We start from the raw sequence: 25,088 nt of genomic DNA, 5'->3' as shown, positions 1-25,088 counted from the left end.
GTGCCGACTAGCGAAAATGGAACTTCCCACCGGGGAAGCGTCGAGTCTAGTTCGAGGACGGCGCGAGTCCCATCACGCCCAGCAGCCATGTGGCCTCGGCGTCGTGCCGATCGGCCGTCGCCCCATCGCCCGCGGCCCGGTGCGCGGCGGCGAGCACGACCAGTGCCCGCGGCCACCACAGCCGCAGGCCGGTCTTGCGCAGCAGCGCCACCGCCCGTTCGGCGAAGTCGATCGCCGCTTCGGTTTCCTCCCGGCGCAGATGCACGTGCGCCTGCGCGAGGAGCGCCCGTCCCTCACACAGCCTCAGCTCGTGCCGGGCGGTCAGCTCGACCGCCTCGACGGCGTGGGCCAGCGCGCGGGAGCTGTCGCTCATCGCGTACGTCAGCCCGATCAGTGCCTCGACCTCGCCGAACCGCAGGTCCCGCTGGCGGCTCAGGTCCAGCGCCTGCCGGTAGTGCTCGATCGCCTCGGCCGGGCGGTCACCGACCAGAGCGACGTCGCCGAGGGTGTTCAGCGCGTCGATGCGGGAGCGGAACATGCTCGGCGAGTCGGCCAGCTCCAAGGCGGTGGCGGCCATCCGCTCGGCCTCCTCCTGACGGCCGAAGTCCAGCCGCACCAGGGCCATCGCGTTGAACAGCCCGGACTCGCTCTCCTGGTTGCCCAGCCGCCTGCTCATCGCCACGCCGCGCTCGAAGTACTCCTCGACGGCCTCGAACCGGCCCATGTGCCGGCTGAAGTTGAGCAGGTTGTTGAGGCAGTTCACCTCGCCGTGCTCGATGCCCAGCTCGGCGCAGATGGCCCGGGCCCGGGCCAGGTAGCTGAAGCCCTCGTCGGTCTCGCCCAGGCTGACCTGCACCAGGCCCAGGTTGAACAGCACCGGGGCCAGCCGGGTCGGCTCGTTCTCGGCCAGGGCCAGCGCGTCGGCGAACCGGGTGGCGGCGCCGTCGAGATCGCCCATTTCGGACAGTGCGATGGCCAGGTTGGTCAGCGCCGAGTACTCGCCGACGCGCAGTCCCGTGCGGCGGAACACCTCCAGGGCGCGGGCGAAGCCGTCGGCGGCCTCGTTGGCCCGGCCGCGGCTCCAGTCCAGGGCGGCCCGGTTGTAGCGCATCGCCGCCTCGGCGACCTCGTCGGCGGCGACAGCCGCGGCGCCGAGGCCGGCCTGCGTGACGAGCTGCCATTCGGTGGCCAGCCGCTGGGCGTAGAAGAAGCCGCGCAGCGAATCCACCAGCTGCCAGACGATCTCGCCGCGGCCCTGCTGGATCAGCGGCACCAGGTTGGGCAGCTCGGCGGTCATCCAGTCCAGCGCCTCGTCGCGATCGTCGAACCGGTCGGGCCCCGGTCGCGGCGGCAACGGCACCAGGCTCGGGACCTCGGGTCCGAGCAGACCGGCGGCCTCCACGACCGTGTGCAGGTAATACGTCTGGAGCCGGGCCAGCGCCTGGTCCTCCGGCTCGGCCAGCGCCCGCTCGTGCGCGTAGACACGGAGCAGGTCGTACGCCTGGTAGCGGCCGGGGCCCAACTGCTGCACCAGGTTCGCGGCGGCGAGCTGGTCGAGCAGGCGGCGGGCCTGGTGCGGCGCGCAGTCGGCGAGCGGCGCCATCGACTCCGGCGTGAGGTCCTGGCACGGCGCGAGGCCGACCAGACGGAAGGCGCGCTTGGCCGGTTCGGCCAGCGCCTCATAAGAAAGGTCGAACGCGGCCCGGACGGTCACCGTCTCGTCCCCGTCGGCGGCCAGCGCGGCCAGCCGGTTGCCCTCGCGCAGCCGGCTCAGCTGCTCGGCCAGCCGCGGGTGCTCGTCGTCGATCATGTTCGCGGCGGCGATCCGCAGCGCCAGCGGCAGATGTGTGCACAGCTCGGCCAGTTCGGCGGCGGCGGCCGGCTCGTTGCGGACGGTCTCGTCGCCGAGGATGCGGGCCAGCAACGTGTTCGACTCGGCCGGGGTGAGGCCGCCGACGTGCACGCGGCTGGCGCCCGGCTGCTCGACGAGCCCGCGCAGCGCGTCCCGGCTCGTGATCAGGACGGCGCAGCCCGGGTCGCCGGGCAGCACGGGGCGGATCTGGCCGGGGCGGGCGGCGTTGTCCAGGACGATGAGCATTCGCTTGCCCGCCAACAGGGAGCGCAGCACCGCCGACTGCTCGTCGAGATCGGTGGGCACGTCGTCGGCCGCGACGCCGAGGGCACGCAGGAAGCGGGCCAGCACCTGGTCCGGGCCGAGCGCCGGGCCGCGGGCGTGGCCGCGGAGGTCCACGAACAGCTGGCCGTCGGGGAAGCGGGCGCGCAGCCGGTGGGCGACGTGCACCGCGAGCGCGGTCTTGCCGGTGCCGGGCGGCCCGGTCAGCACCACCACTGGGGTGGCGGTCGGCTCGGCCGGGACCAGCCGCTCGACGATCGCGGCCGTGGCAGCCTCCCGTCCGACGAAGTTGATCACCTCGGGCGGCAGCTGGGCCGGCACGGCGGCCTTGGCACCCAAGGGACTTCGCAGGCTCGGATGGTCGGACAGCACGGCCTGGTGCACGCGCAGCAGCTCGGCGCCGGGGTCCACGCCGAGCGCGTCGGAGAGGTACTCGTACACCTCTCTATATACGTGCAGCGCGTCGACGCGTCGGCCGGCGCGGTAGAGGGCGATCATCAGCTGGGCCCAGACCTGCTCGCGGGCCGGGTTGGCGTCGGCCAGATCGCGCAGCTCCGGCACCAGCTCCTCGTGCCGGCCGAGGGTGAGGCCGACGTCGATGCGGCGCTCCCGGGCGTCCAGCCACTCCGCCTCAAGGCGGTTGATCTCGTTGTGCCGCAACGGGTCCAGCGGAACATCGGCCAGCACCGGGCCGCGCCACAGCCGCAGCGCCTCGGTCAACAGGGTCCACATGGTCGTCGGATCCTCGACCGAACGGGCCCGAACGAGCAGTTCACGGAAACGGGTGGCGTCCAGCGAGCCGGCCGGGACGTCGAGCGCGTAACCGTCCTGGGCGGTGCGCAGCGCGCAGGCGGGGCCGAGCTGCTGGCGCAGGCGCATGACGTAGGTGCGCAGTGTGTTGCGCGCGCCGGCCGGCGGCCGCTCACCCCAGACGACGTCCACGAGCTCGGACGCGGCGACCGCGTGGTTGGCCTGGAGCAGCAGTGAGCCGAGCAGCAGCCGCTGCTTGGCCGCGGGCAGCGGGCGCGGGACTCCGTCGATGAGGACCTCCAGCGGGCCGAGGACGCGGAACTCGATCTCGCCCGCCATCCGTCCCCTCCCCTCGACCCACCGCCGTCGGGGGAGAGCCTAGCGGTCCGCGACGGGTCGCTGTATCGATCCAGTCAGTGGTACGCAAGGGGTTTCCGGGCAACTTTTCGGTTGCGCGGATGCCATCGCTTTTGGCCTAAACCACGTGACACAGGCCTCACGTTGGGTGATCGATCTCGACTTGGAAACGGCCAGATAACGACGCTCTGACCTGCGCGAACAACCGTGATCGACCCCGGTTGCGCCGCGTTACTGTGATGACGGTCACACACTTCTCCATTTGGCGATCCCGTCGTCGTTACCTAGTGTCGCTTCTCGGTCGAACCCGAATCGGCTGGCAGTACCCGAGGGACCGAAGCGCCAAACCCTGTTCGGCGGTCCCCCGGCACCACACCCCGAGCGAAGGACAACTACCGAACAGGGGCGGGGGAACCCACCCCCTGGGCGCCCGAGAACCGCCCAGAGGTGAGCACCACGCGGTCCCCACCGCCGGACACTGTGCGGGCAGCACCTTGCCCGCCACGGCCCGGCGTGCTCGAACAGCAGGCGCTGTAGGCGAGAGGTCAATGATTTCTTACCGCGGTAAGCACCGTCAGCAGTCCACCGTCGCTCGTACCGCCACCCAGGTCGTCCTGGCCGGTGCGATCGTCGCCGCCCCGATGGCGATTGCGGCCGGCACCGCCAACGCGGCGCCGAGCGTGAACTGGGACGCCGTTGCCAAGTGCGAGAGCAGCGGTAACTGGGCAATCAACACCGGAAACGGTTTCTACGGCGGTCTTCAGTTCACCGCCAGCACGTGGCGCGCCTACGGCGGCACCGCCTACGCGTCGCAGGCCAACCTGGCCAGCCGCGAGGCCCAGATCGCCGTCGCCGAGCGCGTGCTCGCCGGCCAGGGCATCGGCGCATGGCCGGTGTGTGGCCTTCGCGGCCTCGGCGGCACGACCGCCGGTGGCACCGGGGCTCCGGCTCCGGCCCCCAAGAAGAGCGCCCCCGCGCCCCAGCGCAAGGCCACCCCGGCCCCGCAGGCGCAGGCTCAGGCCCCGTACCAGGCTCCGAAGCTGGACGGCAACGGCGACTACACCGTCAAGGCGGGCGACACCCTGTCCGGGCTGGTGCAGGACCTGAAGCTGCCGGGCACCTGGCAGGACCTGTACAACAAGAACAAGGACGTCGTCGGTTCGAACCCGAACCTGATCATCGTGGGTCAGAAGCTGACCACGAAGTGACGTCTGCTTAAAGCTCGACGGGCGGAGCCGCATCGGCTCCGCCCGTTAGGCGTGTCTAGGGGCAGTTGACCCATTCGTCGGTGCCGTCGGTGAAGACCTGGCGCTTCCAGATGGGCAGCCGGGCCTTGACCTCGTCGACGAGTTCGGCGCAGACCACGAAGGCCTCGCGCCGGTGGGCGGCGGAGACCGCGCACGCCAGGGCCACGTCGCCGATGGCCAGGTGGCCGAGGCGGTGGCTGACGGCGAGCGCGCGCACGTCGGGATGACGGGCGGCGACCTCGGCGGCCACCTCGGCGATGACGTCCTTGGCGCTGGGATGGCCGGAGTACTCCAACTCCGTCACGCCCCGGCCATGGTCATGATCGCGGACCACGCCCTCGAAGGTGACCACGGCGCCGGCGCCCCGGTCGGAGACCAGGGCGGCGTGCTCGGCGGCGGAGACCGGGGTCTCGCTGATCTCGGCCCGCACCACGACCGCCGGAGCAGCAGCGGCCGGAGCCGCCGGGGTGTGGTCGCCGCCGGCCAACTGGTCCACCGCGTGATCCAGGACGCCGGCCAACACCGACAATCCGTCCTTCACGCCGCCGGTCGAACCGGGCAGGTTCACGACGAGCGTGGTGCCGGACACCCCGGACACGCCCCGGGACAGCACGGCGGTCGGCACCTGGGGCAGCCCGGCGGCCCGAATGGCGTCGGCGATGCCGGGAATCTCGTAGTCCAGGACCGAGCGCGTGGCCTCGGGCGTCCGGTCGGTCGGCGTGACGCCGGTGCCGCCGGTCGTCAGCACCACGGCCACGCCGTCGGCCACCGCGGACCGCACGGCGGCGGCCACGGGATCGCCGTCGGGCACGACCACCGGATCCGGCACGTCGTAGCCCCGCTCCCGCAGCCAGCCCACGATGACGGGACCGGTCCGGTCCGGGTACACCCCGGCCGCGGCCCGGTTGGATGCCACGACGACTCGCGCCCGCCTGCTCATCGGTCCTCCGGTCGGGTCCAACTGCCGGTCTTGCCGCCGTCCTTGCGCTCCACCCGCACCGCGTCCAGCACGGCGGCCGGGTCGACGGCCTTGACCATGTCGTGCAGGGTCAGCCCGGCCACCGCGACGGCGGTCAGCGCCTCCATCTCGACGCCGGTCCGGTCGGTCGTCTTCACGGTGGCCGTGATGCGCACGGCCTCGTCCTCCAGCTGAAGGTCCAGCTTCACGCCGGTGATGGCGATCGGATGGCACAGCGGCACGAGGTCGGGGGTGCGCTTGGCGCCCATGATGCCGGCGATCCGGGCGGTGGCCAGCGCGTCGCCCTTGGGCAGGCCGTCCCGCCGCAGCAGGTCGACGACCTCGGCGGTGGTGCGCAGCACCCCGGTCGCGACCGCGACCCGGGCACTGGCTTCCTTGGCCGAGACGTCGACCATCCGGGCCGCGCCGGCGGCGTCGACGTGACTGAGCTCGCTCACTTGTTCTGGGCGGCGTTCTTGACCGCCTCCGCCACCGCCGGCGAGACCGCGTTGTCGAACACGCTCGGCACGATGAACGAGGCGTTGAGCTGGGCCGGCTCCACCACGTCGGCGATGGCGTTGGCCGCGGCCACCAGCATCGCGTCGGTGATGGTGCTGGCGTGGGCGTCGAGCAGGCCGCGGAACACACCCGGGAAGGCCAGCACGTTGTTGATCTGGTTCGGGTAGTCGCTGCGGCCGGTGGCCACGATGGCGGCGTGCTGCTGGGCCTCCACCGGGTCGATCTCCGGGTCCGGGTTGGCCAGCGCGAACACGATGGCGTCGGAGTTCATGGTGGCCACCTGGGCCGCGCCGAACAGGTTGGGCGCGGAGACGCCGATGAACACGTCCGCCCCGACCAGCGCGTCGTGCAGGGTGCCGGCCTTGCGCTCGGCGTTGGTGCTGGCGGCGATCTGCTCCAGGTTGGAGTCCAGGTCGCCCCGGTCCGGGTGCACGATGCCGTGGATGTCGACGGCCAGGATGTCGCCCGGATTCTGGTGCTGGAGCAGCCGGATGATGGCCGAGCCGGCGGCGCCGACGCCGCACACCACGACCTTGCACTTGGTGATGTCCTTGGCGACCACCCGCAGGGCGTTGCGCAGCGCGCCGACGACCACGATGGCGGTGCCGTGCTGGTCGTCGTGGAAAACGGGGATGTCCAGCTTCTCCCGCAGCCGGGCCTCGATCTCGAAGCAGCGCGGGGCGGCGATGTCCTCCAGGTTGATGCCGCCGTAGACCGGGGCGATCAGCTCGACCGTGCGGATGATCTCCTCGGTGTCCTGTGTGTCCAGACACACCGGCCACGCGTCGACGCCGGCGAACTTCTTGAACAGCGCGGCCTTGCCCTCCATCACGGGCAGCGCGGCGGCCGGGCCGATGTTGCCCAGGCCGAGCACGGCGGAGCCGTCGGTGACCACGGCCACGGTGTTGCGCTTGATGGTGAGGCGGCGGGCGTCCTCGGGGTTGGCCGCGATGGCCTGGCAGATGCGGGCGACGCCCGGCGTGTAGGCGCGGGAGAGGTCGTCACGGTTGCGCAGCGCGACCTTGGAGGTCACCTCGATCTTGCCGCCGAGGTGGACCAGGAATGTGCGGTCGGACACCTTTCGGACGCGAACGCCCGGAAGTGCGTCCAGGCCGTCGGTGATGTCCTTGGCGTGATTGGCCGACATCGCGTTGCAGGTGATGTCGAACACGACCCGATCGACGTGCGACTCGACCACGTCGAAGGCGGTGATCACACCGCCGACCCGGCCGACTGCGCTGGTCAGGTCGCCGGCAGCGCTCGCAGACGGCGGCGCCTCGACCCGAATGGTGATCGAATATCCGGGTCCGGGAACCGGCATGACTGTCCTCCAGATTCGACGCGGCCGACGGCCGATCAAATGAGCCTAAACCGCGTCGAATTCCGGAACGTGAGCGACTCGAAAAGGCTCAGCGGTTGATCTCGGTGACCGGGTGCGTGTACGGCAGCGACTCGGCGTCGAGCGGGAACGCGATGTCGCCGAACGGGGACAGCGCACCCTGCACGTCGGTGGCCAGCTCGCTGACCGGGTGCTTCTCACCCTCGATGTGCGGCCACGCCGGGTCGATGCGCGCGGAGCGGTCCTTCGCCACGGTTCCTCCTCGATCGAACGGTCTACAGGGATAGTGTGCCCGACGCCGTTCCGGCGGCACAGCTAACGTGGTGCATGATGGCCGGCCTCTCACTCGCGGACTGGTTGCGGGCGCTCGACGACGACGCGCTCGTCGCGCTGCTGCGCGCCCGCCCGGACCTGGCGACACCGCCGCCCGCCGACAGCACTGTGCTGGCGACGCGGGCGGGTATCCGCGCGTCCGTGGCCAGGACCTGCGAGGACCTGGACACCTTCACGCTGACCGTGCTGGAGGCGCTGCTCGTCCTCGACGCCGACAGCGCGCCGGTGTCGGTCCGCGAGGTGGCCCGGCTGTTCGCGGCCGACGCGACACTCACCCGGGTGACCGGGGCCGTGCGCGCGCTGCGAACCCGGGCGATCGTGTGGGGCCCGGACGACGCGGTGTCCGCGGTGCCGGCCGCGCGCGAGGTGGCGCCGCAGCACCCGGGCGGCCTCGGCCGCTCGTTACCGCATCTCGCCGGCAAGGACCTGGCCGAGGTGCTCTCCGGCCTCGACGAGCCGGAGCGGCGGCTGCTCACCGCGCTCGCCGGGGACTCCCCGATCGGGCTGACCAAGGACGCCGCCGTGGTCGTGCCGCTGGATCGGGCCAGGACGCCGACCCAGCGGCTGCTGGCCATGGGGCTGCTGGCCCGCCGCGACAACGAGACCGTGGAGCTGCCGCGCGAGGTCGGCATGGCGGTCCGCGGCCGCCGTCCACTCGGGACGGTGCAGGTCAAGGAACCGGAACTCACCACCATTCGGCGCGATCCGTCCGTTGTGGACACCACCGCGGCCGGCGAGGCGTTGGAGCTGGTCAGGCACGTCGAGGGCCTGCTGCGGCTGTGGTCGCACGAGCCCGCGCCGGTGCTGCGCTCCGGCGGCCTCGGCGTGCGCGAGGTGCGTCGGATCGGCAAGGCCCTCGACGTCGACGACACCCGCGCCGGGTTGCTGGCCGAGCTGGTCGTGGGCGCCGGGCTGGCCGCCGACAGCGAGGGCATGGAGCCGGAGTGGGTGCCGACGACGCTGGCCGACGGCTGGCTGGTGGCCGCGCCGGAGCAGCGCTGGGCCACCCTGGCCGCCGCCTGGCTGGAGCTGCCGCGGCTGCCGGCGCTGATCGGCACCCGTGACGAGCGGGACAAGGCCATCGGCCCGCTCACCGACGAACTGCGCCGACCGCTGGCCCCGCGCGAGCGCCGCCGGGTGCTGGAGACGCTGTCCGAGCTGCCGCCGGGCTCCTCGGTGCCCAACGCCGACCAGGTGGCGGCGCTGCTGGCGTGGCGGGCGCCGCGCCGGGGCGGGCGGCTGCGGGACGACGTCGTGCGCTGGACGTACACGGAGGCGGCGGCGCTGGGTGTGATGGCGCTGGGCGCGGTCAGTTCGGCGACGCGGGCGCTGCTGGCCGAGGGGCCGGCGATGGCGGCCAAGCGGATGGCCGACGCGATGCCCGAGCCGCTGGACCACGTGCTGGTCCAGGCCGACCTGACGGTGGTCGCGCCCGGGCCGCTGGAGCCGATGCTGGCCGCCGACATGGCCATGGTGGCCGACGTCGAGTCGGCCGGCGGCGCGACGGTGTACCGGGTCGGCGAGGCGACGATCCGGCGGGCCCTCGACTCCGGTCGCACCGCCGACGAGCTGCACGAACTTTTCCGCAGCCGGTCGCGGACGCCGGTGCCGCAGTCGCTGACGTACATGATCGACGACGTGGCCCGCCGGCACGGCCGGCTGCGCGGCGGGGCCGCCGGGTCGTTCCTGCGCTGCGACGACCCGGTGCTGATCACCGAGGTGCTGGCCAACCCGGCGTCGGCCCGGCTGGAGCTGCGGCGGATCGCGCCGACCGTGCTGGTCAGCCCGCTGCCGCTGATCGAGGTGCTGGACGAGCTGCGCTCCGCCGGCTTCGCCCCGGCCGCCGAGAGCGCCGACGGCTCGGTGCTGGACCTGCGGCCCCCTGGCCGCCGGATCCCGGCCAAGGCGCGGCCGGCACGGCGGGGCCAGGCCCCGGCCGCCGTGGCCGACGAGCAGCTCGAAGTGTTGATCGGCCAGCTGCGGGCCGGCGACCGGGCGGCGGCGACGCCGCGGGGCACGGCCGTGGCGGCGACCCTGGAGCTGCTGCGGGCAGCCGCCAGCGACGGTCGCAGCGTGTGGCTGGGCTTTGTGGATTCACGAGGGGTCGCGACGCAGCGCGTTGTCACGCCGGTGAGCGTCGCCGGCGGCATCCTCGAAGGCGTGGACGGCGGCGAGATCCGTCGCTACCCCGTGCACCTGATCACGTCGGCGGCGCTGGTCGAGAAATAGGCGCGCAAGAGAGCGGGACCCGTCGACGACGAGCCCCGAATCCCTTCAACGTTGTACTGCTAGCCCGCGCGGACCGACATCCACTGACGCATGGCGTGTTCCACCAACGTGATCAGCGTCTGCTTGGTCGACTCCCGGTTGCGGGCGTCACAGGTCACGATCGGCACCGACTGGTCGATGGTCAACGCGTCCCGCACGTCGTCGATCCGGTGGTGCAGCATGCCGTCGAAGCAGTTCACCGCCACGACGTACGGCAGCTGCCGGTCGTCGAAGAAGTCGATCGACGCGAACGCGTCGGCCAACCGCCGGGTGTCCACCAGGACGACCGCGCCGATAGCACCGCGGACCAGGTCGTCCCACATGAACCAGAACCGGTGCTGACCGGGCGTGCCGAACAGATACAGAATCAGGTCGCTGTCCAGCGACACACGACCGAAGTCCATCGCGACCGTCGTGGTGACCTTGTTCGGCGTCGCCGACAAGTCGTCGACGCCGAGACTGGCCTCGGTCATCACCGCCTCGGTCGTCAACGGCACGATCTCGGACACCGACCCCACGAACGTCGTCTTGCCGACACCGAACCCACCGGCGACCACGATCTTCGCCGATGTCGTCGCCTGCCGGGCGATCTGGGGACTAGAGCCTGCGGAGCCCACTGAGCACCCTCTCCAGGAATTCAATGGACGGCCTGTCCCCCACGACCAGGCCGCTTTGGTGAATCAGGACTAGACCCATGCTGGCCATGTCACCGATGAGCACTCGAACCACCCCGAGGGGCAGCCGCAGGTGCGCCGCGATCTCCGCGACCGAGCGGGTCTCCACACACAGACCGCAGATCGACCGGTGCTCGGCGGTCACTGCGGCATCCCTGTCACGGCCGTGGTCGCTGGTGGACACCAGCGCCTCGATCGCCAGGTCGTAATCGGGTCGGGTCCGGCCGCCGGTCCTGGTGTAGGGCCGGACCAGCGATCCGGTCTCGACCACGGGCTCGTGCTGTGCCAGCTCCGGTTCGGGTTCCGGGTCCGGCGGTTGCACGAAGTGCACCTCGTAGCCGTCGGCATCGTAGAGCGGGCCGGACATCGGGTCGGAAATGGGTCCCGACGGCGGACCGCCCCGGTAGCCGGGGTTGCTGCGCTCGCCCGGCCGCTCCTCGGCGAAACCGAACGCGCCACCGCCCGGCATCTCCTCCGGCAGGCCGTACGCCCCACGACTGCGCTGCGGCGGCCCGTCGACGAAGCCGTGCTCGCCGAACAGGTCGGCCCCCGGTCCGCCGAACAGGCCGTTGCCGTACCCGTCGATGTCGAAGCGGTTCGGCACCTCGTCGAGCCCGTGCTGCGGCGGGTCGTCAAGACCGTGTGCTGCCATATCGCCTAGACCTCGTCCCGCGGTGCCGAATGCCCGGCCGCCGGCACCGGGCGGTCGGGGTGCGTCGTGCAGCTGGTGTCGTGGCGGATCATCCAGCACCTCATCCAGCTCGTAGTGCGCGTCGTCCTCGACTTCCGGGGCGGCGCCCTCCGAATCGGGATCGGAGAAACTGAAGCCCTCGGCGGCCCAGGCCTGGTAGTCGAACTTCTTACCGAACCGGCCGCCGGGTACGCCAGAACCCTTGGCCATTGCCTCTCACCCCCGCCCGGGCCTATCTGCGGACCACGCCCTGCAGCTGGGCCCGCAGTTCGGGCGTCAGCTGCTGGCCGACCCGCTCGACAAGGAGCGTCATCTCGTAGGCGACCAGACCGATGTCGCAGTTGGGCGCGGCGAGGACGGAGAGGCACGAGCCGTCGCTGATGGACATCAGGAACAGGTACCCCCGCTCCATCTCCACCACGGTTTGGTTGACCGTGCCGCCTTCGAAGCAGCGCGCGGCGCCCTGCGTCAGGCTGATCAGCCCGGACGACACCGCCGACAGCTGCTCCGCGCGGTCCCGCGGCAGGCCGTGGGAACCGGCCAGCAGCAGACCGTCGGCGGAGACGACGACGGCGTGCGCCACGCCGGGGACCCGGCGGACGAAGTCGGTGATCAGCCAGCTGAAGCTGCCGGGCTGCTGTACAGACGCGGTAGTCACTCCTGCTCCTCGTCTTCACTGCTCTGCGGCGATGTGGACGCATCACCAGAGTAGGCGTCTATCAAAGCGTGCCGGCCACGGCGCACGCCCTGTTGGTAGCTTGACATGCGACCCCGGATGGAGTCAGCCGACCGCGGTGCGGCCGGAGCCCTCGTGGTCGGGGTCTTCGGCGCTGCCGAGCCGGGGATGAGATGCGCCTTCGGAACCCGTTTCGGCAGGCCGGCCTGGGTTTGTGCGTCCGCCGCCTGGCTCAGCAGGGACTCAGCGGCCTGCCATCCTTCGTCGCCGGGCGATGACCATTCGTTACTGCGGGCCGCTGCCGGCCGGGCCGGTCGGGTGGGCAGCGGGGCCGAACCGTTGCGGGCCGCCGGGGCTTCCGGCTGCTGGCGGGCGGGTTCGGACTCTACGGCCGCGGCCGGCGCCGGCCGCTGGCCGGTCGTCGCCCGAGGCGTGCGCTTGGGCAGCGAGGACCCGCCCGTGGCCGCGGCGGCAGGTTTCTCGGCCTGGGCTGCGGCGGGCGGCTCTGCGGCCGGTTCGGGCTGTTCGAGGGCCTGCGTCGGCTGTTCCGGAGCGGGCTCCGGGGCCAGCTCGGGCACCTCGGGCAGCTGCATGGACATCGTGGCGGTGGCCGGTCCGGCGACGGCGTCGTCGGCACTGGCCCCGGCCGGCGACGGCACGCCGAACGGGCCCTCCACGTCGGGGGTCTCGTCCTCGACGGCCTGGAACCACTGCGACAGGACGGCCTCGTAGATCGGCAGCCGCTCGGTCGGCGCATCCAATTCGTGATCTAGATCACGTGCCGGGAAGGCGCTGGGCGCCGGCTGGGCCGGGGCCGGCACGGCGGACGGCGGCGCGGCGTGACCGTTGAGGCTGCCGCCACCGAGGCTGCCCCCGCTGAGACTGCCGCTGCCGTTGAGGTTGCCGTTGACGCCGTGGGTCGGTGCGGGCGGCTCCTCGGGCGCTTCCTGGAAGCCCGCGAACATGTCCACCGGCTTGTCGACGACCGAGTCCTCGAGCGACGGCATCCAGGTGGCGGTGCTCTCCAGCGGCGCCGGCTCCGGGGAGTTCGGCGACCAGCGCGGCACGCCGGTGACGCCCAGCTCCGGGCTGCCCGCGCTGGACACGAACTGCACCGGCACGCCGGCGTCACCGGTCGGCTCCTGCACCTGCAGCGGCGCCTGCTCCGGCGGGGCCGTTGAGCGGCGGGACATGCCGAAGGCGTTGGCGATGCCGCCGCCGTTCTGGGTGGCCGGCCGCTCGCCGCCCGACGGCGGCGTGCTGACGTCGGCCCCGGGGGCCAGCACCAGCGAGCCCGGCACCACGACGAGCGCGGTCATGCCGCCCTCGATGTCCTCGTTGCCGCGCAGCCGCACCTTGATGTCGTGCCGCTTGGCCAGCCGCGCGACCACGTACAGGCCCATGCGGCGGGACACGGCCACGTCGACCTCGGGCGGGTCGGCCAGGCGCTCGTTGGTCTCGTTCACGTCCGGGCCGGACATGCCCACGCCGCGGTCGTGGATCTCGATGGCCAGCTCGCCGCGCCGCGTCTTGGCGGTGCGCACGGTGACCTTGGTGTTCGGGTCGGAGAACGCGGTCGCGTTGTCCAGCAGCTCGGCGGTGAGGTGCACGAGGTCGTTGACCGCGCGGCCCTGGACCGTGAGCTCCGGAGTCGGCGCGACCTGGATGCGGGCGTACTGCTCGACCTCGGACACCGCGGCGCCGAGGACGTCGCCGGCCGGGACGGGCCGGGTCAGGCGTCGGCCCAGGTCGGTGCCCGAGAGAACCAGCAGGTTCTCGCTGTTGCGCCGCATACGGGTGGCCAGGTGGTCCAGCTCGAACAGGTTGGCCAGCTGGTCCGGGTCCTGCTCGTCCTGCTCCAGCCGGTCGATCAGGCCCAGCTGGCGTTCGACCAGGGCCTGGGAACGCCGGGACAGGTTGACGAACATGGCGTTGACGTTGTCGCGCAGCATGGCCTGCTGGGCCGCCATCCGGACCGCCTCGCCGTGCACCGCGTCGAAGGCCCGCGCCAGCTGGCCGACCTCCTCCTTGGTGTGGATCGGGACGGGATCGACCACTTCCCGGGCCGCTTCGGCCGGGTTGGGGTCGGTGAGGATGCGCTGCACCTCTTCCGGCAGGCGGTGGTCGGCGATGTCCAGCGCGGTGCGCCGCAGCACGCGCAGCGGCCGCAGCAGCGACCGGGCCACGAACAGGGCGGTCACCAGGGCCAGCAGCAGGGCGCCGAGAACCAGCGCCGAGTTGCGGATCGCGGAGTCCTGCGAGGTGTTGGCCAGCGCGTTCGTGTTGTCCTGGAGCTGCTGCAGCAGGGCCTGCTGGACCTGGTTGGTCAGGTTGACCGTCAGCGTGGAGTCGATGTCCCACTGCGTGGTGGCCAGGTTGTCGAGGCCCTGGTTGTTGGTGCCGCGGATGAGCGCGGCCTCTTCCAGCTTGTTGGCGTCGTCGACGATCAGGCCGGTGACCGTGTCGTCGAAGATGCGCTGCTGTTTCGGGTCCGCCGACTTGGTGAAGTCGTTCTTGGCCGCGTCGAGCTCGGCGTCGGCGGCCAGCAGGGCCCGCAGCTGATCCTGCGGGAAGGACTTGGTCTGGAAGACCTGGAGCAGGATGCCGCGCTTGCGGGAGTCCTGCTCCTTGGCGCGGGCCACGGCGTTGGTCGCCAGCTGCAATCGCACCAGGCTCGGGTCGGAGATGGTGGAGATGGCCTGCTCACCGAGGTCGAGCAGGTTCTGGATGGAGTCGCTGTAGGCGTTGAACGTGGCGCTGGCGGGGTACTTGGACTCGCCCACCGCCTTGCGCAGGTTCGTCAACCGGGACAGCTGGTCGGCCGCGGTGCTGAAGCGGGCCTCGACATCCGGGGACAGTCCTGGACCGAGCGTGCTCACCAGGTTGCGGAACGCGGTGATGTCCTGCACCACCCGGTCGCGCTCGCGGTCGAGGCTGACCTGGTCGCCCGTCCGGTTGGCCGCGACGAACTGCGCGGTCAGGTCGCGCTCACGCTGGAGCTGCTGCACGAGTTCGGCGACGGAGGTCTGCAGCTGCACCTGCTTGGCCAGGCGCTGGGCGTCGGTGAGGTTGGCCACGTCGGCGCGGACGCGGATGCCACCGAGGATCAACGCCAGGATGGTGGGGATCAGCAGGACGACGAGCAGCTTGGTGCGCAGTCGCCAGTTCTGCAGCCGCCACCTCGAGCCGGTGCCGTCCGCGTTGCGGTCGACGTCTCCGACATCGCCGCTATGTCCGATGTGTGTCGTTTCTTCGCTCACGTCCGCATCACGCTGCGCAGCCAGTCCTTCACCCTTTTCGGGGCCACCCGAACGCGCAGGACCAGCGGGGCCTGGTCGGCCGGGGCCTTTGTCTCGACGGGCCACCCTGGGCTTCCTCATTCCAGCAGCAGTGTCTCGGTCCCTCCCCGGACCAAGTTGGTTCCGAAGTGGGCCGAATTGCAGCACAACCACGGGGCGTAATGCCAGACGGCCCCGCTGCCTTCCTTCTCCGTGGTCCGCGCCGACCACATCCACTAGCCCAATGAGCGTAGTGGCGGATACCTCGGACGGGAAGACTCCAGATGCACTCACGGTATCCGCCGCGGGGGATGCCTTCATACGTCCGGGTGGCTACCATCCCCGCATGTTGGTATCGGTCGTGGTTTGATGCCAGCGGCCCGGTTGGGGGGCCCGTAGATCAAATTAATGAGGTGCGCATGGCCATCGGAGCGGTACGACGGACCGCTGTGGCGCTCGTGGGAGCGCTGGGTCTGGTCGCTTCCGCGGCCGGCTGCAGCCTGCTGCCCGGATCCGGAGCTTCCAGCTCGCCGAACCTGGAGCACCCCTCGCTCCGCGTCGGTTACGAGGCGCAGGTCGACGTGGCCCCGCTGTACATGGCGGTGAAGAACAACCTGTTCGACCAGGCCGGGCTGAAGATCGAGCTCGTGCAGGAGAACAGCGACCAGGAGGCGATCAAGCAGGTCCAGAACGGCCAGCTGGACATCGCCTTCGCCACCCATGTGAGCTTCTTCAAGGCCGAGGCCGGCGGCGCGCAACTGGAGCTGCAGGGCGAGGCCTACCAGGCCGGCACCAACACGATGGCCCTGGTCACGCTGCCCGCACAGGGCTACAACAACCCGTCGGCCAAGGCAAACCCGAAGATCGCGGTCAACGCCGACGACGACCTCGGCGTGCTGACCACGAAGTCGGTGCTGGACACCGCGGGCGTGCAGCAGAACCGCATCCAGTTCTCCACCGTCGGCTTCAACGACATGATCACGGCGCTGCAGAACCGCACCGTGGACGCCGCCTGGATGGTCGAGCCGTTCATCACCCGGGCCCAGCAGCAGCTGGGCGCGACGATCCTGACCGACGCCGCCCGCGGCGCCACCCAGGAGTTCCCGATGACCGGCTACGCGTCGTCCAAGAAGTTCGCCGACGCCAACCCGAACACCATGGCGGCCTTCCGCGCGACGTTGCAGCAGGCCCAGGAGCAGGCTTCGGACCGGCTCAAGGTGCAGAGCGTGCTGAAGGACTACGCCGGTGTCGACGCCGGCACCGCCGACCTGATCTCGGTCGGCAACTTCCCGACCACGCTCAACGCCGTCCGTCTCCAGCGTGTCGCCGACATGATGGAGACGTCCGGAATGCTGCAGAACCGCCTGGACGCGCAGTCGATGCTGCCGCCATCACAGCAGAACAGCTGATCTTCGAGAATTTCTGACGAAACGTAAGACGGCCGGGTCGGGATTTCCCCGACCCGGCCGTTGAAACGTTGCCGCTACGGAATATCAGGCGCCGCTCGGCTTGGCCAAGCAGTAGGTCAACTTCAGCGCCGGGTACGCGAGAGCGGCGGTCGGGTTCTCGCAGGCGCTCTTGTCGGCCTTGTCCTTGACCACCTTGACCTGGACGTTGTCCACGTCGGGGTCGGTGCACGCGAGGCTTGGGTAACCCATGTCCTGGGAAGCCTCCTGCATCTTGTAGCAGCCGCCGTCCTTGAAGATCGGCGCCAGGCACACCTTCACGTTGTTGAGCGTGCCGGACTCGTAATACGAGTCGTAGCCCTCCGCGCACGTCTCGGACGACTTGATCACCTGGCCGACGGTGTAGTTGGCCTTGTCCGAGGTGCAGTCGGCCTTGTCGTACTTCGGGCTGGTCAGCGTGCCGCTGACCGTCGCGCAGTCGCCGACCGCCGTGTTGTGCGCGTCGTCGGCGCTGGACACCGCGGTGCTGACGCCGAGGCCGATGACCACCCGGACGATGATCACCACGACGATCACGCCCACCGCGCCGCCGATGCCGGCCAGCAGCCTGCGGCTCTTCTTGGGCGGGGTGCCCATCGGGGCCTGCGGGAACGGCTGCGGCTGGCCGGGGCCGGGCTGGAAGCCGGCCTGCGGACCGGTGCCGGGAACCGGGCCGGCGCCCGGGAACTGACCCTGCGGGGCCTGCGGGTACGGCTGCCCCTGCGGGAACTGGCCCTGCGGGAACTGGCCCTGCGGGGCCTGCGGGAACTGCCCCTGCGGCTGCTGCGGGTAGGGCTGGCCCTGAGGCTGCTGCGGACCTTCCGGCCCGGCAGGAGGCATGGGTGGAGTGCTCATGGGTCCCCTCTTGGTGTTTCTCGTGACGAAACGCCTGGCCTCAGGCGTTGACCAACCCCCGAAAGGCGGACTGTAACCAGCGCAAAGGTCCCCGCGCCGGGTCTTTACCGGTTGGTTATGAGACGACGGGAGCGCCGGCACCCCGGGTGCCCGAGAGTGCCGTGACGCAGGTCACATCACACTCCGGCGGCCACTCGGCCGGGACGGGATTGGCAATCGGGTTCCGCCGGTTGCAACACTGGTCAGACCACCGATGTGAGGAGCACGAGCGGTGACCGACGGACCACTGATCGTCCAGTCCGACAAGACGCTGCTGCTGGAGGTCGACCATCCGCTCGCCGACGAGACGCGGACGGCCATCGCGCCGTTCGCGGAGTTGGAACGGGCGCCGGAGCACGTGCACACGTATCGGGTGACGCCGCTGGCGCTGTGGAACGCCCGTGCGGCCGGCCACGACGCGGAGCAGGTGGTGGACGCGCTGGTCCGGTACAGCCGGTACCCGGTGCCGCAGCCGCTGCTGGTGGACGTGGTCGACACGATGGCCCGCTTCGGCCGGCTGCAGCTGGTGAACAACCCGGCGCACGGCCTGACCATGGTGTCGCTGGACCGCGCGGTGCTGGAAGAGGTGCTGCGCAACAAGAAGATCAGCCCGATGCTGGGCGAGCGGGTCGCCGAGGACACGGTCATCGTGCACCCGAGCGAGCGCGGCCGGCTCAAGCAGGCGCTGCTCAAGGTGGGCTGGCCGGCCGAGGACCACGCCGGCTACGTCGACGGTGAGGCGCACCCGATCGCGTTGGAGGAGAACGGCTGGCAGCTGCGCGACTACCAGCGCCTGGCGGCGCAGTCGTTCTGGGCCGGCGGCTCGGGCGTGGTGGTGTTGCCGTGCGGCGCGGGCAAGACGATGGTCGGCGCGGCGGCGATGGCCGAGGCCCAGGCCACCACCCTGATCCTGGTCACCAACACGGTCGCGGGCCGGCAGTGGAAGCGCGAGCTGATCGCCCGGACCTCGCTGACCGAGGAGGAGATCGGCGAGTACTCGGGCGAGCGCAAGGAGGTCCGCCCGGTCACCATCGCGACGTACCAGGTGATCACCCGCAAGACCAAGGGCGAGTACAGGCACCTGGAGCTGTTCGACTCCCGCGACTGGGGCCTGGTCATCTACGACGAGGTGCACCTGCTGCCGGCCCCGGTGTTCCGGATGACGGCCGACCTCCAGTCCCGGCGGCGGCTCGGGCTGACCGCGACCCTGGTCCGCGAGGACGGTCGCGAGGGCGACGTGTTCTCACTGATCGGCCCCAAGCGCTACGACGTGCCGTGGCGGGACATCGAGGCCCAGGGCTGGATCGCGCCGGCCGACTGCGTCGAGGTGCGGGTGACGCTGACCGACAACGAGCGGCTCCAGTACGCGACGGCCGAGCCCGAGGAGCGGTACAAGCTCTGCTCCACGGCCCGCACGAAGCTGCCGGTGGTGCAGGCCATCCTGGACAAGCACAAGGGCGAGCCGACGCTGGTGATCGGGGCCTATCTCGATCAGCTCGACGAGCTCGGCGAGGGCCTGAACGCGCCGGTGATCCAGGGCTCGACCAAGAACAAGGAGCGCGAGGAGCTGTTCGACGCGTTCCGCCGGGGCGAGCTGAAGACGCTGGTGGTGTCCAAGGTCGCCAACTTCTCCATCGACCTGCCGGAGGCCTCCATCGCCGTGCAGGTGTCGGGCACGTTCGGCTCACGCCAGGAGGAGGCCCAGCGGCTGGGCCGGCTGCTGCGGCCCAAGGGCGACGGCCGGCAGGCGCACTTCTACTCGATCGTCTCCCGGGACACGCTGGACGCCGACTACGCGGCGCACCGCCAGCGCTTCCTGGCCGAGCAGGGCTACGCGTACAAGATCGTCGACGCCGACGACCTGCTGGGCCCGGCCCTGCCCGAGATCGGCTGACAAAAAAGTTCGGAAGGGGGCATTCCTCCACTCGGAGTGGAGGAATGCCGCCTTGATCAAGGGCTAGACAGTGATGATCGACATGGGGCGGTCGACGTCGTCGACCGCCCACATGAGTTCGAGGGCGTTCACCTCGGTCGTCACCACGATGGCGCGGTAGGCCACCGCGGTCGCCGCCACCACGGCGTCGACCCGGTCGGCCTTGCCGTTCACCGCGAAGTCGATCATGTACTCGTAGACCACCCCGGACTCCTCGGCCCAGTCGGTCTTGCACGCGCTCAACACCGTGGCCGGCTCCTTGCCGCCCGGGCGCTGCCGCAGCTCCGAGCGCACGGCCGAGGGCACGATGAGCCGGCACTCGTCGAGCAGGAAGCACTTGTGCAGGGCCATGAACCTGCGGTCGTTGGCCAGCGCGGCCTCCAGCGCCCCGACCGCGTACACCACGGGCGGGCGGAACGTGCCGCTCACTGCTGCGCCGAGCCTTCCTGGGGCGGCCGCAGCCGGGCCCGGGCCGCCTCGATGGCCTCGTCCGCGCCGGCCATCTCGGGCTTGGACAGCGGGCCGTGCCGGCTCTCCCAGTACTCCATCGCCGTCAGCCCCTCCTGGTTGAGCACGTGGTGCTCGACGACCCGGGTGACATAGCTGGCCAACGCCAGCCGCGCGTCGTCGGCCAGCTCCTGGACCCGGGGTGCCAGGTCCTCGGGCAGCGTGATCGTCACTCGCTTGCTCGGCACGCGCAACATTATGGCGGCGAATGCCGAACGCCGGGTGTCCGCCATACCAATGGGCGTTCGGATGTAGCCGTTCAGCGCCTTCGCAGCCACACCACGATCACGATGAGCAGCACGATGACTCCGATCGCGACGGCCGCCCGCCGGGCCACCGAAGCCCCGGCGACCTCAAGAAGGTCAAGGGGTTCGGAGGCCGGCGGTAAGGGTGGGGATGGTGGTGTGGGTGGGTCGGCTGCGCGCGTGGCGGGCCCGGTCGCGGCACTCGGATCGGCCGGCATGCTCGGATCGGCCGGGGCGCTCGGGTCAACTGCGGCGCTCGGGTCAACTGCGGCACTCGGATCAGCCGCAGTGCTTGGACTAGCTGCGGGGCTCGGATCGACCAGCGTGCTCGGGTCAACTGCGGTAGTCGGGTCGGCTGCGGCACCCGGATCGGCTGGGGTGCTCGGATCGGCTGGGGTGCTCGGATCGGCTGGGGTGCTCGGATCGGCTGGGGTGCTCGGATCGGCTGGGGTGCTCGGATCGGCTGGGGTAGTCGGGCCAGCTGCGGCACTTGGATCGGCTGCGGCACTCGGGGCCGCCGGGGTGCTCGTGCCAGCTGCGGCGCTCGGGTCGGTCGTCGGGGTCGGGGCGGTTGCCGCGGTCGGGGCCGTCTCCGGCGCCAGCTTCCCGGCCAGGCACTCGGCGAAGCGGTCGAGGATCTTGCCGCCGACCTCGGTGATCATGCCCCGGCCGAACTGCGCCGGCCGGCCGGTCACGGCGAGGTCGGTGAACACCGCGGCCACGGTGTCGGCGCCATCGGCCGCAAGGGTGACGGTGATGGTCGCGGAGGCGGTGCCGTTGCCGCGACTGTCCTTTCCGGACGCCTTGATCACCGCGCGATGGGCCTCGGCGTCGGTGGACTCGAAGGAGCCGGCGCCCTTGTACAGCAAGGCCACCGGCCCGAGCTTGACCTTCACGGTGCCGGCGAAGGACTCGGTCTCGACGGAGGTGAGCGCCGCCCCGGGCATGCACGGGGCGACGCGCTGGGGATCGAGCAGCGCCGACCACACCTCGTCGATCGGCGCCGCCACCCGGAACTGGTGTTCCAACCGCACCGGTCAGCCTCCGACCGCGATGGCCAGCGCCCGTCCGGTCAACACCCGGGCCAACTGGCTGCGGTACTCGGCGTCGCCGTTGCCGTCGGTGCCGGGGCTGGTGCCCTCGGCGGCATGCTCGGCGGCGGCCCGCAGCACGTCCGCGCCGGGCGACTGGCCGATCAAGGCATGCTCGACGGCGACCGCCCGCACGGGAACCGACGCCATGTTGGTCAGGCCGACCCGGGCGCCGGCGATGGTGCCACCGCTGACCTGAAGCGAGACTCCGACGGCGACGATCGACCACGCCTGGGCGACCCGGTTGAATTTCTCGTAGTGAGACAGCCAACCCGTGTGCTTGGGGATGACCACGGCCACCAGCAGCTCGTCCGGGGCCAGCGACGTCGTGAAGTAGTCGACGAAGAAGTCGGCGGCCGGGATCTCCCGGCGGCCGGACGGCCCCTCGACCACCATCACCGCGCCCAGGGCCAGCGCCACGGCCGGCAGATCGCCGGCCGGATCGGCGTGGGCCAGTGAGCCGCCGAAGGTGCCCCGGTGACGAACCTGGGGATCGGCCACGGTTTCCGTCGCCCGCGCGATCAGCGAGGCATGGTCCTGCACGAGGTGGTCGCGGGCCACGTCGTAGTGCGTGGTCATGGCCCCGATGACCAGGTTGTCGCCGTCCTCGCGCACGCCGCGGAGCTCGGGGACGCGCCCGAGGTCCACGATCATGGTCGGCGCGGCCAGCCGCATGCGCAGCACGGGCAGCAGACTTTGCCCGCCGGCCAACACCTTGGCGTCCTCGCCGGCCTCGGCCAGTGTTCGCACGGCTTCCTCCACGGTGGAGGGACGGGCGTAGTCGAAAGCGGACGGGATCACTGGAGGCCCCCTTCGATCGAGCCGAGGCCGCCGCCGGCCTGGCTGCCACCGGTGTCGACGGCCCGCCCGTGGATCGCGCCCCACACCCGGAACGGCGTGCACGGCATCTCGATGTCGTCGATTCCCATATGCCGCACCGAATCCACCACGGCGTTGACCACAGCCGGCGTGGAGGCGATGGTGCCGGCCTCGCCGACTCCCTTGACGCCCAACGGGTTGGTCGTCGACGGCGTCTCGGTCCGATCGGTCACGAACGACGGCAGGTCGGCCGCCGAAGGCAGCAGGTAGTCGGCGAACGTGCCGGTGGTCAGGGTGCCGTTCTCGTCGTGCACCGCCTCCTCGAACAACGCCTGGGCGATGCCCTGGGCCAGCCCGCCGTGCACCTGGCCCTCGACGATCAGCGGGTTCACGACCTTGCCGACGTCGTCCACGCACACGTACTTGCGGATGGCGACCCGGCCGGTCTCGGTGTCCACCTCGGCCGCGCAGAGGTGGGTTCCGTGCGGGAAGGAGAAGTTCTCCGGGTCGAAGGTGGCCTCGGAATCGAGGCTGGGCTCCACGCCGTCGGGCAGGTCGTGCGCGGCGAACACGGCCAGCGCGATGTCCGTGATGCCGGTGCCCTTGTCCGTGCCGCGCACGGAGAACCGGCCCTGGGCGAAGTCGAGGTCGTCCTCGCCGCACTCCAGCATGTGCGCGGCGATCTTGCGGGCCTTGGCGATCACCTTGTCCCCCGCCTTCACGACGGCGATGGCGCCGACCGTCAGCGAGCGGGAACCGTAGGTGTCCATGCCTTTGTGCGAGGACTGTGTGTCCCCGTGCAGCACCTCGACGTCCTCAAACGGCACGCCCAGCTGATCGGCCACGATCTGGCTCCACGCTGTCTCATGCCCCTGCCCGTGCGGCGAGGATCCGGTGACGACCTCGACCTTTCCGCTGGGCAGCATGCGAATCGCCGCGTGTTCCCAACCGCCGGCGCCGTAGGACAGCGAGCCCAGCACACGGGAGGGGGCCAGGCCGCACATCTCCGTGAAGGTGGAAATGCCGATGCCCAACTGCACGACATCACCGCGCTCGCGGCGCTCCGCCTGTTCCCGCCGCAGACCGTCGTAGTCGAACAGCTGCTTGGCCTTTTCCGTTGCCGCCTCGTAGTTTCCGGAGTCGTAGGTCAGGCCGCAGACCGTGGTGAACGGGAACTCCTCGTGCGTGATCCAGTTCTTTTCCCGTATCGCCAACGGATCCACGCCGAGTTCGGCGGCCAGCTCGTCCATCATGCGTTCGATGGCGAAGGTGGCCTCCGGCCGTCCCGCGCCGCGATAGGCGTCGGTCATCACCTTGTTGGTGAACACGTTGGTGCAGCTGAACCGGTAGGCCGGGATCTTGTAGATGGCGTTGAACATGAACGCGCCGAGAATGGGGATGCCCGGCGTGACCAGGCTCAGGTACGCGCCCATGTCGGCCAGCAGGTCGACCTTCAGCCCGGTGATCGTGCCGTCGCGGGTGGCCGACAGGGTCAGCCGTTGGATCTGGTCGCGACCGTGGTGGGCGGTCGCCATGGCTTCGGACCGGGTCTCGGTGTACTTGACCGGCTTGCCCAGGCGGCGGGCCAGCAGGAAGACAAGGATCTCCTCGGGCGTCACCTGGAGCTTGCCGCCGAAGCCGCCGCCGACGTCCGGCGCGATCACGCGGACCTTGTGCTCGGGCACGCCCAGCGTCAGCGCCAGCATCAGCCGCAGGATGTGCGGGACCTGGGTGGCCGACCACAGCGTGACCTGCTCGCCGGTCGGGTCGCAGAGCACCGACCGGGGCTCCATGAACGCCGGGATCAGCCGCTGCTGGCGGAACTTCCGCTCCAGCACGATCTCGCCGGCGGCGATGGCCTCGTCCACGTTGCCGCCGGTGCCGGCCTCGGCCGAGTCGAACACCCACAGCGCGCTCTTGTTGGTGCCCAAGGACTCGTGCACGAGCGCCGCGCCGTCGGCGACCGCCGCCTCCATGTCCAGCACCACGGGCAGCTCGTCGTAGTCGACGTCGATGGCCTCCAAGGCGTCGTGCGCCTCGGCCGAGGACCGGGCGACGACGATCGCCACCGCCTCGCCGGCGTAGTTGACCGTGTCGACGGCGATCGACGGGTGCGGCGGGTTCTTCATGTCCGGGGTGATCGCCCACGCGCACGGCAGGCTGCCCTGCTCGTCGGCCAGATCGGCGCCGGTCACGACGGCCAGCACACCGGACATCGACCGTGCCGCCTCGACGTCGATGGAGGTGATCCGCGCGTGCGCCACCGGGCTGCGCAGGATGGCCATGTGCAGCAGGCCGGGCAGCGTGATGTTGTCCGTCCACCGGGTGCGGCCGGTGATCAGGCGGGCGTCTTCCTTGCGGCGCCGGGACTTGCCGACCTCGGGCTCGGCGGTGGCGGTCACTCCCCACCCCCGACGGCCTCGTGCTCACGGTCGGCCTGGGCCGCCGGCTTCAACCGGTGCGCCGCGTCCTGGACCGCGCGCACGATGTTCTGGTAGCCGGTGCAGCGGCAGAGGTTGCCCTCCAGGCCGTGCCGCACGGTCCGCTCGTCCGGGTCGGGATCGTCGGCCAGCAGGTCGATGGCCTGCATGATCATGCCCGGCGTGCAGAAACCGCACTGCAGGGCGTGATTGTCGTGGAACGCCTGCTGCACGGGGTGCAGCTGGCCGTCCCGGGCCAGCCCCTCGATGGTGGTGATCTCGCAGCCGTCGGCCTGCACCGCCAGCATCGAGCACGACTTCACGCTGTGGCCGTCCACGTGCACCGTGCAGGACCCGCAGTTGCTGGTGTCGCAGCCGACGACCGTGCCCACTTTGCCCAGTGTGTCCCGCAGATGCTGCACGAGCAGTGTTCGCGGCTCCACCTCGTCGGTGTAGCTCACCCCGTCCACGACCATGGTGACTCGCATGTCGCCTCCAGGCAGCACGGAA

Annotated in this window: 19 protein-coding genes and 1 pseudogene; 4 read left to right on the top strand and 16 right to left on the bottom strand. The window is 71.0% G+C overall.

Translation table 11 applies throughout. The features are described from left to right. Positions 1 to 46 precede the first annotated feature (46 nt). The gene (locus tag AB0M73_RS09255) at positions 47 to 3,223 is read right to left on the bottom strand and encodes a BTAD domain-containing putative transcriptional regulator (RefSeq protein ID WP_363888903.1); all 3,177 of its coding nucleotides are present in this window, start codon (positions 3,221 to 3,223) and stop codon (positions 47 to 49) included. Between the two features lie 569 nt (positions 3,224 to 3,792). Here AB0M73_RS09255 and AB0M73_RS09250 point away from each other — a divergent pair. Beyond that, entirely contained in the window at positions 3,793 to 4,449 is a 657-nt protein-coding gene (locus tag AB0M73_RS09250; protein ID WP_363889157.1) for a transglycosylase family protein, read from the top strand. 55 nt (positions 4,450 to 4,504) lie between these two features. Here the strand turns inward: AB0M73_RS09250 and AB0M73_RS09245 are convergent, their stop codons facing one another. From AB0M73_RS09245 to AB0M73_RS09230, 4 genes are all read right to left on the bottom strand, one after another. Continuing rightward, entirely contained in the window at positions 4,505 to 5,428 is a 924-nt protein-coding gene (locus AB0M73_RS09245; protein ID WP_363888900.1) for a molybdenum cofactor biosynthesis protein MoaE, read from the bottom strand. Beyond that, a complete protein-coding gene (moaC, locus tag AB0M73_RS09240) occupies positions 5,425 to 5,904 on the bottom strand; it encodes a cyclic pyranopterin monophosphate synthase MoaC (RefSeq protein ID WP_363888897.1) in 480 nt (159 codons plus the stop codon). Before moaC ends, AB0M73_RS09245 begins: the two co-directional genes overlap by 4 nt. Continuing rightward, on the bottom strand, positions 5,901 to 7,286 hold the full coding sequence (locus AB0M73_RS09235; protein ID WP_363888894.1) for an NAD-dependent malic enzyme: 1,386 nt from the start codon (positions 7,284 to 7,286) through the stop codon (positions 5,901 to 5,903). The genes moaC and AB0M73_RS09235 overlap by 4 nt, the downstream gene beginning before the upstream one ends. A gap of 88 nt (positions 7,287 to 7,374) precedes the next feature. Continuing rightward, positions 7,375 to 7,557 (bottom strand): hypothetical protein, encoded by a 183-nt coding sequence (locus AB0M73_RS09230; protein WP_043719636.1) that lies wholly within the window; start codon positions 7,555 to 7,557, stop codon positions 7,375 to 7,377. 77 nt (positions 7,558 to 7,634) lie between these two features. Between AB0M73_RS09230 and AB0M73_RS09225 the strand changes: the two genes are divergently transcribed. Then, a complete protein-coding gene (locus AB0M73_RS09225; protein WP_363888891.1) occupies positions 7,635 to 9,866 on the top strand; it encodes a helicase-associated domain-containing protein in 2,232 nt (743 codons plus the stop codon). A gap of 59 nt (positions 9,867 to 9,925) precedes the next feature. Here AB0M73_RS09225 and AB0M73_RS09220 read toward each other — a convergent pair whose 3' ends face one another. The 4 genes from AB0M73_RS09220 to AB0M73_RS09205 are packed head-to-tail and all read right to left on the bottom strand — an operon-like array spanning position 9,926 to position 15,206. Then, positions 9,926 to 10,522 (bottom strand): ATP/GTP-binding protein, encoded by a 597-nt coding sequence (locus AB0M73_RS09220; RefSeq protein WP_043719637.1) that lies wholly within the window; start codon positions 10,520 to 10,522, stop codon positions 9,926 to 9,928. Continuing rightward, the gene (locus AB0M73_RS09215) at positions 10,503 to 11,480 is read right to left on the bottom strand and encodes a DUF742 domain-containing protein (RefSeq protein ID WP_363888888.1); all 978 of its coding nucleotides are present in this window, start codon (positions 11,478 to 11,480) and stop codon (positions 10,503 to 10,505) included. Before AB0M73_RS09215 ends, AB0M73_RS09220 begins: the two co-directional genes overlap by 20 nt. Positions 11,481 to 11,502: 22 nt before the next feature. Further along, a complete protein-coding gene (locus AB0M73_RS09210; protein ID WP_043719639.1) occupies positions 11,503 to 11,928 on the bottom strand; it encodes a roadblock/LC7 domain-containing protein in 426 nt (141 codons plus the stop codon). Further along, on the bottom strand, positions 11,925 to 15,206 hold the full coding sequence (locus AB0M73_RS09205) for a nitrate- and nitrite sensing domain-containing protein (protein ID WP_363888884.1): 3,282 nt from the start codon (positions 15,204 to 15,206) through the stop codon (positions 11,925 to 11,927). Before AB0M73_RS09205 ends, AB0M73_RS09210 begins: the two co-directional genes overlap by 4 nt. Before the next feature lie 467 nt (positions 15,207 to 15,673). On the opposite strand from AB0M73_RS09205, the gene AB0M73_RS09200 reads away from it, so the two are divergent. Beyond that, positions 15,674 to 16,633, top strand: coding sequence for an ABC transporter substrate-binding protein (locus tag AB0M73_RS09200; protein ID WP_363888881.1), 960 nt, complete (start codon positions 15,674 to 15,676; stop codon positions 16,631 to 16,633). An 84-nt stretch (positions 16,634 to 16,717) separates the two neighbouring features. On the opposite strand, the gene AB0M73_RS09195 is transcribed toward AB0M73_RS09200, so the two are convergent. Then, positions 16,718 to 17,524, bottom strand: a complete 807-nt coding sequence (locus AB0M73_RS09195; protein WP_363888878.1) for a hypothetical protein — start codon at positions 17,522 to 17,524, stop codon at positions 16,718 to 16,720. A gap of 271 nt (positions 17,525 to 17,795) precedes the next feature. Here AB0M73_RS09195 and AB0M73_RS09190 point away from each other — a divergent pair, with 271 nt between their 5' ends. Continuing rightward, the gene (locus AB0M73_RS09190) at positions 17,796 to 19,457 is read left to right on the top strand and encodes a DNA repair helicase XPB (protein ID WP_363888876.1); all 1,662 of its coding nucleotides are present in this window, start codon (positions 17,796 to 17,798) and stop codon (positions 19,455 to 19,457) included. A 63-nt stretch (positions 19,458 to 19,520) separates the two neighbouring features. Here AB0M73_RS09190 and AB0M73_RS09185 read toward each other — a convergent pair whose 3' ends face one another. From AB0M73_RS09185 to AB0M73_RS09160, 6 genes and pseudogenes are all read right to left on the bottom strand, one after another. Next, on the bottom strand, positions 19,521 to 19,925 hold the full coding sequence (locus AB0M73_RS09185) for a hypothetical protein (protein ID WP_363888872.1): 405 nt from the start codon (positions 19,923 to 19,925) through the stop codon (positions 19,521 to 19,523). Further along, entirely contained in the window at positions 19,922 to 20,191 is a 270-nt protein-coding gene (locus AB0M73_RS09180; RefSeq protein WP_363888870.1) for a hypothetical protein, read from the bottom strand. The genes AB0M73_RS09185 and AB0M73_RS09180 overlap by 4 nt, the downstream gene beginning before the upstream one ends. 665 nt (positions 20,192 to 20,856) lie before the next feature. Beyond that, a pseudogene (locus tag AB0M73_RS09175) lies at positions 20,857 to 21,282 on the bottom strand (SRPBCC family protein); the annotation flags it as partial. 3 nt (positions 21,283 to 21,285) lie between these two features. Then, positions 21,286 to 22,140, bottom strand: coding sequence for a xanthine dehydrogenase family protein subunit M (locus tag AB0M73_RS09170; RefSeq protein WP_363888868.1), 855 nt, complete (start codon positions 22,138 to 22,140; stop codon positions 21,286 to 21,288). Further along, complete coding sequence (locus tag AB0M73_RS09165; protein WP_363888865.1) at positions 22,137 to 24,560, bottom strand: xanthine dehydrogenase family protein molybdopterin-binding subunit; 2,424 nt, start codon at positions 24,558 to 24,560, stop codon at positions 22,137 to 22,139. Before AB0M73_RS09165 ends, AB0M73_RS09170 begins: the two co-directional genes overlap by 4 nt. Next, complete coding sequence (locus tag AB0M73_RS09160) at positions 24,557 to 25,066, bottom strand: (2Fe-2S)-binding protein (protein WP_363888863.1); 510 nt, start codon at positions 25,064 to 25,066, stop codon at positions 24,557 to 24,559. The genes AB0M73_RS09165 and AB0M73_RS09160 overlap by 4 nt, the downstream gene beginning before the upstream one ends. Between the last annotated feature and the right edge of the window lie 22 nt (positions 25,067 to 25,088).

It is taken from the genome of Kutzneria sp. NPDC051319, assembly GCF_040682195.1.
In the GTDB taxonomy this organism is placed as follows: domain Bacteria; phylum Actinomycetota; class Actinomycetes; order Mycobacteriales; family Pseudonocardiaceae; genus Kutzneria.
The sequence above is the reverse complement of the archived record's forward strand: the minus strand, read 5'-3'. Positions and strand labels throughout refer to the sequence as shown.